This is a genomic window from Bradyrhizobium jicamae (assembly GCF_018130695.1).
GTDB lineage: Bacteria > Pseudomonadota > Alphaproteobacteria > Rhizobiales > Xanthobacteraceae > Bradyrhizobium > Bradyrhizobium jicamae_B.
Window position 1 is genome coordinate 19,470 of the sequence record NZ_JAFCJX010000024.1, and the last position, 13,575, is coordinate 33,044.

14 protein-coding genes are annotated in these 13,575 nt (G+C 64.0%); 2 read left to right on the forward strand and 12 right to left on the reverse strand.

The window, feature by feature from the left end; genetic code table 11:
- Positions 1-119: 119 nt before the first annotated feature.
- The 11 genes from JQ604_RS29580 to JQ604_RS29630 form a co-directional block, all read right to left on the reverse strand.
- Entirely contained in the window at positions 120-1,715 is a 1,596-nt protein-coding gene (locus tag JQ604_RS29580) for a class I adenylate-forming enzyme family protein (RefSeq protein WP_212364222.1), read from the reverse strand.
- Between the two features lie 37 nt (positions 1,716-1,752).
- Positions 1,753-2,331: an NnrU family protein gene (locus JQ604_RS29585; protein ID WP_212364223.1), complete on the reverse strand. Its 579-nt coding sequence runs from the start codon at positions 2,329-2,331 to the stop codon at positions 1,753-1,755.
- Between the two features lie 68 nt (positions 2,332-2,399).
- The gene (locus tag JQ604_RS29590; RefSeq protein WP_212364224.1) at positions 2,400-3,008 is read right to left on the reverse strand and encodes a hypothetical protein; all 609 of its coding nucleotides are present in this window, start codon (positions 3,006-3,008) and stop codon (positions 2,400-2,402) included.
- Positions 3,009-3,243: 235 nt separating this feature from the next.
- A complete protein-coding gene (locus JQ604_RS29595) occupies positions 3,244-4,863 on the reverse strand; it encodes a peptide chain release factor 3 (RefSeq protein ID WP_212364225.1) in 1,620 nt (539 codons plus the stop codon).
- Between the two features lie 136 nt (positions 4,864-4,999).
- Positions 5,000-6,004: an inorganic phosphate transporter gene (locus JQ604_RS29600; protein WP_212364226.1), complete on the reverse strand. Its 1,005-nt coding sequence runs from the start codon at positions 6,002-6,004 to the stop codon at positions 5,000-5,002.
- Between the two features lie 12 nt (positions 6,005-6,016).
- Positions 6,017-6,661, reverse strand: coding sequence for a DUF47 domain-containing protein (locus tag JQ604_RS29605; RefSeq protein WP_212364227.1), 645 nt, complete (start codon positions 6,659-6,661; stop codon positions 6,017-6,019).
- Between the two features lie 238 nt (positions 6,662-6,899).
- A complete protein-coding gene (locus JQ604_RS29610; RefSeq protein WP_212364228.1) occupies positions 6,900-7,868 on the reverse strand; it encodes a branched-chain amino acid ABC transporter permease in 969 nt (322 codons plus the stop codon).
- A 1-nt stretch (position 7,869) separates the two neighbouring features.
- Positions 7,870-8,733, reverse strand: a complete 864-nt coding sequence (locus JQ604_RS29615) for a branched-chain amino acid ABC transporter permease (RefSeq protein WP_212364229.1) — start codon at positions 8,731-8,733, stop codon at positions 7,870-7,872.
- A gap of 64 nt (positions 8,734-8,797) precedes the next feature.
- Positions 8,798-10,018, reverse strand: a complete 1,221-nt coding sequence (locus JQ604_RS29620; protein WP_212364230.1) for an ABC transporter substrate-binding protein — start codon at positions 10,016-10,018, stop codon at positions 8,798-8,800.
- A 39-nt stretch (positions 10,019-10,057) separates the two neighbouring features.
- A complete protein-coding gene (locus JQ604_RS29625) occupies positions 10,058-10,801 on the reverse strand; it encodes an ABC transporter ATP-binding protein (RefSeq protein WP_212364231.1) in 744 nt (247 codons plus the stop codon).
- A complete protein-coding gene (locus JQ604_RS29630; RefSeq protein WP_212364232.1) occupies positions 10,794-11,549 on the reverse strand; it encodes an ABC transporter ATP-binding protein in 756 nt (251 codons plus the stop codon). Before JQ604_RS29630 ends, JQ604_RS29625 begins: the two co-directional genes overlap by 8 nt.
- Positions 11,550-11,893: 344 nt before the next feature.
- On the opposite strand from JQ604_RS29630, the gene JQ604_RS29635 reads away from it, so the two are divergent.
- Both JQ604_RS29635 and JQ604_RS29640 read left to right on the forward strand, forming a co-directional pair.
- The gene (locus JQ604_RS29635) at positions 11,894-12,496 is read left to right on the forward strand and encodes a PAS domain-containing protein (RefSeq protein ID WP_212364233.1); all 603 of its coding nucleotides are present in this window, start codon (positions 11,894-11,896) and stop codon (positions 12,494-12,496) included.
- Positions 12,497-12,501: 5 nt separating this feature from the next.
- Positions 12,502-13,119: a hypothetical protein gene (locus JQ604_RS29640; protein WP_212364234.1), complete on the forward strand. Its 618-nt coding sequence runs from the start codon at positions 12,502-12,504 to the stop codon at positions 13,117-13,119.
- Here JQ604_RS29640 and JQ604_RS29645 read toward each other — a convergent pair.
- Positions 13,116-13,484, reverse strand: coding sequence for an ArsC family reductase (locus JQ604_RS29645; RefSeq protein WP_212364235.1), 369 nt, complete (start codon positions 13,482-13,484; stop codon positions 13,116-13,118). The genes JQ604_RS29640 and JQ604_RS29645 overlap by 4 nt on opposite strands.
- Positions 13,485-13,575 lie beyond the last annotated feature (91 nt).

Consider the following 13,575-nt stretch of genomic DNA (forward strand, 5'->3'; position numbering starts at 1 on the left):
AGAGCTTCCGCTCGCTCCCGATCCCCACGTCGCGGCGGCGTTACCTTAACGATATGGCGGAGGCAAGGCAAAGCGAGGCGGATCAAAGCGTTAACGGTGGAAGGGCACCCCTCCACCCCTCAAGCTCCGGCCGTCAGGGTCTCCCGGAGCTGCCGCTTGATCACCTTGCCATTGGCGTTGCGGGGCAGCGGATCCGATGTCAGGGCCATGGTCTCCGGCACCTTGTAGTCGGAGAGCCGCTCGGCGCACCAGGCGCGTAGCGCCTCGGGCCCAACCTCGGCGCGGGTCACGATCACGGCGTGGACGCGCTCGCCGAGCACCGGGCACGGCTTTGCGATGATCGCGCTCTCGATCACGGCGGGATGGCCGGCCAACACCGACTCGACCTCGGCGGAATAGATCTTCAGGCCGCCGCGGTTGATCATGTCCTTCTGGCGGTCGAACACGCGGACGAAATTTTGCGCGTCGATCGAACCGAGATCGCCGGAGTGCCAGAAGCCGGCCGTAAAGCTCTCGGAGGTGGCCTTCGGATTGTTCCAGTAGCCCCTGATGACGGAGGCACTGCGGATCCAGATCTCGCCGATCTCCCCGCGCGGCAGTTCGTGGCCATCGGGGCTCATCACGATGATCTCGGCGCCGGGACACGGCAGGCCGACGCTGTCGATGTGAGCGGCGGTCAGCTCGCCCGGCATGATGGTCGACGGCGACGTGGTCTCGGTCGCGCCGTAGCAATTGGCGAGCTTCAGGCCGGGAATCTTGGCGTCGAGCTTTTCGATGGTCGCAACCGGCATCGGCGCGCCGCCAAAGCCGCCGATGCGCCAGCTCGACAGATCGTAGCTGTCGAAATCCGGCTGCAAGAGACAGAGATTGTACATGGCCGGCACCATCACCGTGTAGGTGACGCGCTCGCGCGCGGCGAGCTTGAGGTATTCGCTCGCTTTGAACTCCGGCATGATGATCAGCGCGCCGGCGCAGCAGACCATGGCCGTGATGTTGGCGACGGCGCCGGTGACATGCGCGAGCGGGACAGCGGCGATCGAGCGATCGGCCTGCGTCAGGTTCAAGGCCGACACGAACACCATCGAGGAATGGATGATGTTGCAATGGGCGAGCATCGCGCCCTTCGGCCGCCCCGTGGTGCCCGAGGTGTAGAGGATCATCGCGGTATCCTCTTCGCTCACATCCGCAGGCGATGACGGCGGCGGATTGTCGAGGAGGCCAGCGAATTGCGAGGCGCTGTCGTCGCTGACGGAGATGCGATGCTTCAGCTCGGGGACGTCGGCTGCGTCGGGAATGCGCTCGGCCAGCGACGCCTCATGCACCAATAGCCTGGCGCCGCAGTCGCTCAACACATAGGCGATCTCGGGCTTCTGCTGGCGTGTCGAGAGCAGCACCGTGACCAGCCCGGCATGCGCGGCCCCGAAAAGGAAAAGCGGGAATTCGATGCGGTTGCCAAGCAGGATCGCGACGCGATCGCCGGGCTTGAGCCCGAGCTTGTGGAAGCCCGCCGCCAGTTTCGCCGATTGCTGCGCGACCTGTCGCCAGGTCAGCCGCACCTCGCCGCAGACCAGAGCCTCGCCATCGGGATTTTGCGCGGCCGCCGCTGATATCATCGCCCAGAGGCTGTTCGGACGTTCGCAGAACGCCGGGACGACGCGGTCGCCGAAGCGCGGCTCGAGCCGCATTGGAGGAATTGCGTGCTGCGACCAGTCCATCAGGTTTTCCACCCTTGTTGTTCGTTCTTGCGGCAGCTTAGACCACGGGCACCCCGATCACCACCGGATGGAAGGCAAAGGCCAGCGCCAGATAGGCGATGACACCGACCGCGACCGCGATCAGGTCATTGGTCGGACCACCGACCGGGATCGGCGGCGCGCCCGCGTCCGAGCGGCGCTTCAGCGAGATGCGGTCGAACACCGCCCAGGCCAGGAACGAGCCGAACAGGATGATCGAGCCGAGATCGCCGTTCGCGAGCAGATGCGCCGCCGCCCACAATTTGATGCCGGCCAGCATCGGATGCTTCAGCGTCGCGTAGATGCGGCCACGCAGATAGGACGCCACGACGAGGATCACGGCCGGCAGCATCAGCGCCACCGTGATGTGCTTCATCGCGACAGGCGGCTCCCAGACCGGGATCATGCCGGCGGCGCGGTAGCTGCCAAAACCCCAGATGATCAGCACGAGGCCCGCGACCGAGGCCAGCGAATAGCCGATCTTGTAGCCGCCCTCGCCCAATGATTTGACGAAAGCGCCCCGCAGCTCGCGCTGGGTGGTCAGCGTGTGGACGCCGAGGAAGAGGATCAAGCCCAGGATCATCACCAGCAGTCCCACGATGTCCCTCCCTTGGTGCTGCCATCTGCTCTCTCGGGTATCATTTTCACCCCACGCGAGGCAATGCGTCAGGGCTTCACCGCCTGCTTGCCGAGCTCGCGATTGTCGACATAGCGGATCGCAATCGGCCGCCCCGCCAGCGCGCCGCCGAGGCCTTTGGTGAACTTCAGCGGCAGGCAGGCCTTCAGCGAAGCATTGATCGCGTCAAGATAGGTCGTGCGGGTGTCGGCCGGGATGCCCTTGGTCGCAAACGTCACCTGCGGCGTTGCGATCATCTCGCCCGTGCGCTTGAAGCTGAAGCGCACCGACATCTGCATGCCCTCGCGCGCGGTGTCGGCCGCGGGCGGTGACCAGCAGGCGCGCAACGCGGCGAAGAGATCGCCGATGGTATCGAGGTCATGGTCGGGCTTCTGATATTTTGCGGCCTGGTCCTGCGGCGGCACGGTCAGGATCGTCAACTGCAAATTCTGGCCGTAGGGATAGTTGATCTCGGGAAAGCACGGCCACGGGTCATAGATGCCGCAGACCGTGGGTGTGCACGGCTCGTAATCGAGCACGCTGCAGGGCGTGTGCGCGAAGGGCACCGGGTTGGTGCGGTCGCGCTGGGCGAACGCGGGCGACGCGGCCGCAGCGGCGCCGCACAGGACAATCAGGCTGGTCAGGATATGCCGGCGCATGAAGGGCCTTCCGTGATCCCCTGTAGATGCGCCAGCCGATGCGCCGGTTCAAGCGGCCGGCACTTCACGTCTCCGCGTTAAGGCGGCACAACCAAGCCACACGAAAGGTGTCATCGCCCGATTTAATCGGGCGACCCAGTATTCCAGAGGCGGCGGTGATTGAGCCGATAGGCCGCGGCGTACTGGGTCCCCGCTTTCGCGGGGATGACACCGGTAGTTGGGAAGCGGCCTGCCCCTACGCCTTCTTCTTCACATCCTTGACGTTGGAGAAGGTGATGCCCTCGGCGCGCTCGCGGGTGTAACCGAGATAGAACTCGTTCTTGGCCATGAAGACGGGGTCGCCGTCGACGTCGTCGGCGATGCCGGAATTGTTGGCGGAGATGAAAGCTTCCAGCGCCTTCTTGTCGTCGGCGGAAATCCAGCGCGCCAGCGAGAATTCGCTGATCTCGAATTCGACCGGGAGCGAATATTCGGCATCGAGCCGCGCCTTCAGCACGTCGAGCTGCAGCGGGCCGACCACACCGACCAGCGCGGGGGCACCGTCGCGCGGGCGGAACACCTGCACGACGCCCTCTTCCGACATCTGCTGCAGCGCTTCCTTCAGCTTCTTCGCCTTCATCGCGTCGGTCAGGCGGACGCGGCGGACGATTTCAGGCGCGAAGCTGGGAACACCGACGAAGGTCAGGTCCTCGCCCTCGGTCAGCGTATCGCCGATCCTTAAGGTGCCGTGATTGGGAATGCCGACGACATCGCCGGCAAAGGCCTCGTCGGCGACCGAGCGATCCTGGGCGAAGAAGAATTGCGGGCTCGACAGGCTCATGTTCTTGCCGGTTCGTACCAGCTTGGCCTTCATGCCGCGGCTGAGCTTGCCGGAGCAGAGCCGCGCGAAGGCGATGCGGTCGCGGTGGTTCGGATCCATGTTGGCCTGGATCTTGAACACGAAGGCGCTCATCCGCGGTTCGGCGGCCTCGACCTTGCGCAGGTTGGACTCCTGCGCGCGCGGGGCCGGCGCGAATTTGCCGAGGCCTTCGAGCAAATCGCCGACACCGAAGTTGCGCAGCGCGCTGCCGAAATAGACCGGCGTCAGGTGGCCCTCTCTGAAAGCCTCGAGCTCGAACGGCTTGCAGGCTTCCGAGGCCAGCGCGAGCTCGTCCTTGACCTCGGCGACGTCGAGATTGGGATTGCGCTTGCCGAGATCGGCGATGTCGATCTGCTCGGTGGCGCCGGTCTTGGCGCCGCCGCCTTCGAGCAGCCGCACGCCGCCATTGACGACGTCATAGGTGCCGAGGAAGTCGCGGCCGCGGCCGACCGGCCAGGTCATCGGCGTGGTGTCGAGCGCCAGCGTCTTCTCGATCTCGTCCAGGAGATCGAAGGTGTCGCGGCTCTCGCGGTCCATCTTGTTGATGAAGGTGATGATCGGGATGTCGCGCAGGCGGCAGACCTCGAACAGTTTTCGCGTCCGCGCCTCGATGCCCTTGGCGGCGTCGATCACCATCACCGCGGAGTCGACCGCGGTCAGCGTGCGATAGGTGTCTTCCGAAAAGTCCTCGTGGCCCGGCGTATCCAGCAGGTTGAACACGAGGTCGTTGAACTCGAAGGTCATCACCGAAGTGACGACCGAGATGCCGCGCTCGCGCTCGATCTTCATCCAGTCCGAGCGGGTGTTGCGCCGCTCGCCCTTGGCCTTGACCTGACCGGCCAGATTGATGGCGCCGCCGAACAGCAGCAGCTTTTCGGTCAGCGTGGTCTTGCCGGCGTCCGGATGCGAGATGATCGCAAACGTGCGGCGCCGCGCCACTTCCTCTGACAGTGGCGAGCGGGACGGCGATTCGGCAGAAGCGGCAATGTCGGACATGGCGCAGCGTTTGGCAGGGAATTTTGGCGCAATCAAGCGGGATCAATACCGGCGATATGGGGATTTTCGCCCATTTTGCCTCTTTTTCCGGGCATGATCTCTTCGGAAAACCGGTCCCCACTTTTCCGGATCATGCCTACCGCAGGATCAGCACCGCCCAATAGGTCGCGGCCGCCACCGCAGCCGAGGCCGGGATGGTGATCACCCAGGCGTAGACGATCGAGCTGGCCACATTCCAGCGCACCGCCGAGAGCCGCCGCGCGGCGCCGACGCCGACGATCGCGCCGGTGATGGTGTGGGTGGTCGAGACGGGAACCCCGAGATAGGTCGCGATGAACAGCGTCGCGGCGCCGCCGGTCTCGGCGCAAAAGCCCTGCATCGGCGTCAGCTTGGTGATCCGCAGGCCCATGGTGCGGACGATCCGCCAGCCGCCCATCAGCGTGCCCAGCGCCATCGCGGTCTGGCAGGCCATCACCACCCAGAACGGGATCTCGAACTTCTCGCCGATATGACCCTGCGAGTAGAGCAGCACCGCGATGATGCCCATGGTCTTCTGCGCGTCGTTGCCGCCATGGCCGAGCGAATAGAGCGAGGCAGAGACGAATTGCAGGATGCGGAAGGCGCGATCCACGGCAAAGGGCGTCGAGCGCACCGACAGCCAGGACACGACCGCGACCAGCACCAGCGCCAGCAGGAAGCCGACCGCCGGCGACAGCACGATCGCGAGCAGCGTCTTGGTCAGCCCGCTCCACACCGCGGCCGAAATGCCGGCCTTGGCCATGCCGGCGCCGACCAGGCCGCCGATCAGTGCATGCGAGCTCGATGAGGGAATGCCGAGCCCCCAGGTGATCAGATTCCAGACGATGGCGCCGACCAGGGCCGCAAAGATCACGGTGGCGTCGACCACGCTCGGCTCGATGATGCCGGTGCCGATGGTGTTGGCGACATGCAGGCCGAACACCGCAAACGCAACGAAGTTGAAGAACGCCGCCCAGAACACCGCATATTGCGGCCGCAGCACGCGGGTCGAGACGATGGTCGCGATCGAGTTCGCGGCGTCGTGCAGGCCGTTCAGGAAGTCGAACAGCAGCGCGACGCCAATCAGGATGACCAGTACGGGAAGACCCAGCGTGGCGTCCACGTGATGCCCCGCTTACACTTGCTCGATGACGATCGAATTGATCTCATTGGCGACGTCGTCGAAACGGTCGGCGACCTTCTCCAGGTGATCGTAGATCTCGGCGCCGACGATGAAGTCCATGGTGTTGGCATTGCGGTGCTTGAGGAACAGCTCCTTCAGCCCGATGTCGTGGAGATCGTCCACCCTGCCCTCGAGCTTTGTGAGCTCTTCGGTGATCTGGGTCAGCATCGAGACGTTCTCGCCGATCGACTGCAGCAGCGGCAGCGCGCGAACGACCAGGTTTGCGCATTCCGAGATCAGGGCGCCCATCTCGCGCATCGGCGGCTCGAATGAGCGCACCTCGAACAGCACCACGGCCTTGGCGGTCTGCTGCATCTGGTCGACGGCGTCGTCCATCGAGGTGATCAGGTTCTTGATGTCGCCGCGGTCGAACGGGGTGATGAAGGTGCGGCGCACCGCAGTCAGCACCTCTCGGGTGATATTGTCGGCGTCATTCTCGAACTGGTTGACGCGCTGGCAGAACACCGGCGTCTCTTCCCCGCCCTTCAGCATGTCCTGCAGCGCGATCGCGCAACTCACGGATGTCTTGGCGTGGCGGGCGAACAGGTCGAAAAAACGCTCTTCCTTGGGGAGAAAGGCGCGAAACCAGCGCAGCATAGGTAAGTTCCATCGTTCCGGGACCAGCCGTGCGGCGGGCTGTCACAGAACTGTCATAGAACACTTTCCGGGTAAAGCCGCGGCCCGCGGCCGGCCCGGCCGCGGTCATCCACCGCTTTGTCGATGGCCAAAATTGCCTAAAATGGCGGCCGTTACAGCATGATCCGGAAAAGTGTGAAGCGGTTTTCCGAAAAGATCATGCTCAAACAACGACCTAAAGCGCGATCGTATTCGCGCTTTAGAGCGAACGGCGCAGCCAATGGGCGATTTCACCGACCAGGCCACGGCGAAACAGCAGCACGCAGGCCACGAAGATCACGCCCTGGATCACCGTCACCCACTGGCCGAAGCCGGCCAGATACTGCTGCATGGCGATGATCACGAAGGCGCCGACCACCGGCCCGAAGATGGTGCCGAGGCCGCCGACCAGCGTCATCAGCACGATTTCACCGGACATCGACCAGTGCACGTCGGTGAGCGAGGCGTTCTGCGCCACGAACACTTTCAGCGAGCCGGCAAAGCCCGCCAGCGTGCCGGACAGGATGAACGCCAGCAGCTTGTACTGATCGGTCTTGTAGCCGAGCGAGATCGCGCGCTGCTCGTTCTCGCGGATCGACTTCAGCACCTCACCGAACGGCGAGTTGATGGTGCGGTAGATCAGGAGGAAGCCGGCAAGGAAGCCCACCAGCACGACGTAATACAGCACCGTCGGCTTGGAGAGATCGAAGATGCCGAGCAGATGGCCCTGCGGGATGCCCTGGATGCCATCCTCGCCATGGGTGAACGGCGCCTGCAGGTAGATGAAGTACAGGAGCTGCGACAGCGCCAGCGTGATCATCGAGAAGTAGATGCCCTGTCGCTTGATCGAGATGTAGCCGGCGACGAGGCCGAGCAAGGCCGCCGCCGCGGTGCCGACGAGGATGCCGAGCTCCGGCGGCAGCGCCCAGACCTTCAGCGCATGCGCCGAGACGTAGCCGGCGGTGCCGAGGAACATCGCGTGGCCGAACGACAGCAGGCCGCCATAGCCGATCAGGAGGTTGAAGGCGCAGGCCAAGAGCGCAAAGCACAGCGCCTGCATCACGAAGAACGGATAGATGCCCGAGAACGGCACGGCCGCCAGCAGCACCGCCATCACGGCGAACACGATCATCTCGTCGCGCATCGCGCGCGGGGTTACCGGAAGTGTATCGTCGGTCAATGCTGACATATCAGGCCGCCCGTCCCGTCAGTCCCGTCGGCTTCACCAGCAACACCAGCACCATCAGAACGAACACCACGGTGTTGGAAGCCTCGGGATAAAAATACTTGGTCAGTCCCTCGATCACGCCGAGCGCAAAGCCCGTGATGATCGATCCCATGATCGAGCCCATGCCGCCGATCACCACCACCGCGAACACCACGATGATGAGATCGGCGCCCATCAGCGGGCGGACCTGGTTGATCGGCGCCGACAGCACGCCGGCGAGCGCGGCGAGACCGACGCCGAGCCCGTAGGTCAGCGTGATCATGCGCGGCACGTTGATGCCGAAGGCGCGCACCAGCGTCGGATTTTCGGTCGCGGCGCGCAGGTAGGCGCCGAGCTGGGTCTTCTCGATCAGGAACCAGGTGGCCAGACACACGACCAGCGAGAACACCACCACCCAGCCGCGGTAGATCGGCAGGAACATGAAGCCGAGATTCATGCCGCCCTTGAGCTGGTCCGGGATCGCGTAAGGCAGGCCGGAGGAGCCGAAATAGTTCTGGAACACGCCCTGCACGATCAGAGCGATGCCGAAGGTCAGGAGCAGGCCGTAGAGATGGTCGAGCCCGGCCAGCCATTGCAGCATGGTGCGCTCGAGGATCATGCCGAAGATGCCGACCACGATCGGCGCGATGATCAGCGCGGGCCAGTAGCCGATGCCGCCCAGATTGAGCAGGAAATACGCGGCGAACGCGCCCATCATGTAGAGCGCGCCATGCGCGAAATTGATGATGTTGAGCATGCCGAAAATGACGGCGAGCCCCAGACTGAGCAGCGCGTAGAACGAGCCGTTGATCAGTCCCACCAGTAGCTGTGCGTAGAGAGCCTGCATCGGGATTAGCTTCCGCTACTTAAATGAAGCCCGCCGGCGGCACGTCCGCTGGCGGGCACGATAGTCACTTCTTGAGCAACGCGCACTTGCTTTCGGACAGCGGCGTGAAGGCCTGGTCGCCCGGAACGGTGCCGATCAGCTTGTAGAAGTCCCAGGGCCCCTTGGACTCCGAGGGCTTCTTGACCTCGAACAGATAGGCCGAGTGGATGGTGCGGCCGTTGGGCTGGATCTCGCCCTTGCCGAACAGATCGTCCTCCGTCGGGATCGATTTCATCTTCTCCACGACCTTGACGCCGTCATGCGGATTGCCGCCGAGCGCGTCCAGCGCCTTGAAGTAATGCAGCAGGCCCGCATAGACGCCGGCCTGCACCATGGTCGGCGGCGCGTTGTTCTTCATGCGGGCGGCGAACTTCTTGGAGAACGCCCGGGTCTTGTCGTTCATGTCCCAGTAGAAGGTCTCGGTGAAGTTGAGGCCCTGCGCGGTCTCCAGACCGATCGCCTTGACGTCGGTCAGGAACAGCAGCAGCGCGGCGAGCTTCTGGCCGCCCTTGACGATGCCGAACTCGGCCGCCTGCTTGATCGAGTTGGTGGTGTCGCCGCCGGCATTCGCGAGGCCGATGATCTTGGCCTTCGACGACTGCGCCTGCAGCAGGAAGGAGGAGAAGTCCGAGGTGTTGAGCGGATGCTTGACGCCGCCAACCACCTTGCCGCCGTTGGCGGTGACCACCGCCGTGGTGTCGCGCTCGAGCGCGGCGCCGAAGGCGTAGTCCGCGGTCAGGAAGAACCAGGTGTCGCCGCCGGCCTTCACCAGCGCCTGGCCGGTGGTGTGGGCCAGCATGTAGGTGTCGTAGGTCCAGTGCACGGTGTTCGGCGAGCACTGCGCATTGGTCAGGTCCGAGGTCGCGGCGCCCGAGTTGATGTAGACCGCGTTCTTTTCCTTGATGACGTTGTTGACGGCCAGCGCTACGCCCGAATTCGGCACGTCGACGATGACGTCGACCTTGTCGACGTCGAGCCACTGCCGCGCGATGGTGGTGCCGATGTCCGGCTTGTTCTGGTGATCGCCGGAGATGATCTCGATCTTCCAGCCCTTGGCCTGCAGGCCGGAATCCTCGACCGCCATCTGCGCCGCCAGCGTCGAGCCGGGGCCACCGAGGTCGGCATAGAGGCCGGACTGGTCGGACAGTGCGCCAATCTTCACCGACTTGTCCTGCGCGGCCGCAAGGCCGGTGGACGCTACCGTCAGGGCGGTGCCGAGCAGGAGCGCTGAAATCGTCTTCTTCATGTCGTCATCCCTCTTTTTGATCTTATGATTTTGGCGACTTCAGACGCCGAGATAGGTGTGGAGCTTGTCCATGTTGGCGGACAGTTCCGAATTGGCAAAACCGTCGATCACCTTGCCGTGCTCGACGATGTAGTAGCGGTCCGCGACGGTGGAAGCGAAGCGGAAGTTCTGCTCGACCAGGAGAATGGTGAAGCCCTCCGATTTCAGCCGCGCGATGGTGTGGCCGATCTGCTGGATGATGACCGGCGCAAGGCCTTCGGTCGGCTCGTCCAGCATCAGGAAGCGCGCGCCGGTGCGCAGGATGCGCGCGATTGCCAGCATCTGCTGCTCGCCGCCGGAGAGTTTGGTGCCCTGGCTGGAGAGCCGCTCCTTCAGGTTCGGAAACAGCGTGAAGATCTGCTCGAGCGACAGGCCGCCGCTGCGCACCACCGGCGGCAGCAGCAGGTTCTCGCGCACGTCGAGGCTCGAGAAGATGCCGCGCTCCTCCGGGCAGAACGCAATGCCCTTGCGCGCGATCCGGTCGGACGAGGCGCGGATGATTTCTTCGTTATCGAACCGGATCGAGCCGGTGCGCTTGCCGATGATTCCCATCACCGACTTCAGCGTGGTGGTCTTGCCGGCGCCATTGCGGCCGAGCAGGGTCACCACCTCACCGGCCTTAACATTGAAATTGATGCCGTGCAGGATGTGCGACTCGCCGTACCAGGCCTGCAAATCCTTGACCGACAGCACCTCGGCGCCGCCGGCCGTCGCGGGCTTGTCCGCCAGTTTCGCCTCAGGCATGCCCTGCTCCCAGATAAGCTTCCTTCACGCGCTCGTCCCTGGAGAGGTCGGCGTAATTGCCTTCCGCCAGCACCTGCCCGCGCGTCAGCACGGTGATGGTGTCGGAGAGGTTGGCGACGACCGAGAGGTTATGCTCGACCATCAGGATGGTGTATTTCGCGGAGATGCGCTTGATCAGGGCAGCGATCTTGTCGATGTCCTCGTGGCCCATGCCGGCCATCGGCTCGTCCAGCAGCATCATCTCGGGGTCGAGCGCGAGCGTCGTCGCAATCTCGAGTGCGCGCTTGCGGCCATAGGCCATCTCGACCGCCGGCGTGTTGGCGAATTCGCTCAAGCCCACGTCATTGAGCAACTCCAGCGCGCGGCCATTGTAGCGGTCGAGCACGCTCTTGGAGCGCCAGAAATCAAAGGATGAGCCGTGCTGGCGCTGCAGCGCCACGCGGACGTTTTCCAGCGCGGTCAAATGGGGAAACACCGCCGAAATCTGGAACGAGCGGACGAGGCCGAGGCGCGCGACATCGGCCGGCGCGGTCGCCGTGATGTCCTGCCCCTTGTAGAGAATCTGCCCCGCCGACGGCTTCAGGAATTTGGTCAGCAGGTTGAAACAGGTCGTCTTGCCGGCCCCGTTGGGCCCGATCAACGCATGGATGGTGCCGCGACGCACTTTCAGGGCAACGTCACGAACGGCGAAGAACCCCGCGAATTCCTTGGTCAATCCGTGGGTTTCGAGAATGAACTCATCGGCCAAACAAATTTCCCCCGTCAGCCATCGGCGCGAGGGGCCTCCCCGCGCGTGACCAATTCTTTCCTGTCCGGCAGTTCGTCCGCGACGTCTTGGAAACCGTCCCGGGCTGCCGCCTCCGGGGCCGGAATATGCCGTCATAAGCTCGCGTTATGCAAGGTGGAAAGCTGTGCACTGCGGCAAAACCAACACCCTGTTCCTGTCCGTCCTTAGTCGTAGAGGCGGATCGAACGATCGATCCACCGGAAAGCCGCCATTAACGGTGTTTTGCTGCGAATTCGCGTTTTCATAGAATATTTCCCCCTCCTCGCCATGCTCCGGCGATTTAGTTGAAATCGCGGACATCAGTCGTGCATTTCGAGAGCGCCAATCCTTCCGTCGTCAAGTCGATCAGGCAGCGTGATTTCCTGAACAACTGGCTGCGACTCTATGGGCGCGAGCAGGTGATCCCGCGGATGGACGAATTCCGTCCCGAACGGATCGAGGAAGATCTGCCGGACCTCGTCTTCCTCACCGTCGACAATGCGCATGCACCGCCGCAGCTGACGATCGAGAGCGACGGTACGCGGCTGTCCAATGCCTATGGGCATACCGGCAAGGGCCGCCTGCTCGACGATTATCTCGGGCCGAGGCTCGCGCCGATGGTGGTGCCGATCTACCAGGAGTGCATCGCCCGCCGCCTGCCCGCCTACACCATCGCTGAAATCGACGACATCTATGGCCGCGTCGTCGCCTATGAGCGGCTGCTGCTGCCGTTCTCGGACGGTGGCGCCGTGACGCACATGATCGCCTCGCTGAAGACGATCAGCGAGGACGGCAACTTCGAGATCAGGAATTTGATGCGCGGCGGCGACAAGCTGCCGGTGCCGAAGCTGCGCGCCATCATCGACCGCGACCTGTTCCATCGCGCGCCCGGACGCATCCCGTTCGGCGACCTGCTCGAGTTCGGTTAGGCGCAATGCTGTTCGAAAGCGCCGACCCGTCGATCATCAGGTCGATCATGCAGCGGGTGCTGTACAAGGCCTGGCATCGTGCGCTGCGCGCGCCATGCCCGATGCCCTTGATTGCGGATTTCCGTGCCGAGGCGACCGCCGACGAGCAGGCCGACATGATGCGCTACGATGTCGAACGCAGTGGCGATGCGGTTCGCTTCCTGATCACCCGCGAGGGCGCCCGCTTGGCCGCCGCCTATGGCAGCGAACATCTCGCACCCGACGAGCGCACCAACCGCTACCTCGACGATGCGCTCGGCCGGGAGCGCTATGAGCGCGTGATCGCGTCCTACCGCGCCTGCGTGGCGCTCAAGCGGCCGACCTATACGGTCGCGACCGTCCAGGACGCCGACGGCAAGGACGTGTCCTATGAGCGGCTGCTGCTGCCGTTCGGCAGCGGCGACGCCGTCGAGCAGATCGTCGGCTCGTTCAAGGCAATCAGCATCGACGGCGGATTCAAGCTCAGCAATCTGATGGGCGTGATGGCGACGACGGTTCCGGTCACCACCACCCGCGCCGTGATCGATCGCGAGTTCGTGCCGGCGCCGCGTCCATCGTGCGATGACGCGGTCGAGCTGAGCTAGCCCTTCTTGCGCGCCTTGGCCGGCACTTCCTTGGCGTAGATATCCGGCTTGAAGCCGACCACGCGCTTGCCGCCGAGATCGAGCACCGGACGCTTGATCATCGAGGGCTGGTCGACCATCAGCGCCAGCGCCTTGCGCTCGCTGAGGCCGTCCTTGTCGGCGTCGGGCAGCTTCTTGAAGGTGGTGCCGGCGCGGTTGAGCAGGGTTTCCCAGCCGACCTCGTCGCTCCATTGCTTCAGCTTGTCCTTGCCGATCCCCGCGATCTTGTAGTCGTGGAAATCGTAGGCGACGCCGTGGTCGTCGAGCCAGGCGCGCGCCTTCTTCATGGTGTCGCAGTTCTTGATGCCGTAGATGGTGATGGTCACGCTAGTCCCCGGGAAATGGTGCTCGCCGCGGAAACTAGCCCCGCTGCAAGCCCGGCGCCAGATCGCCCATCACGCATCTCCACATCGATCT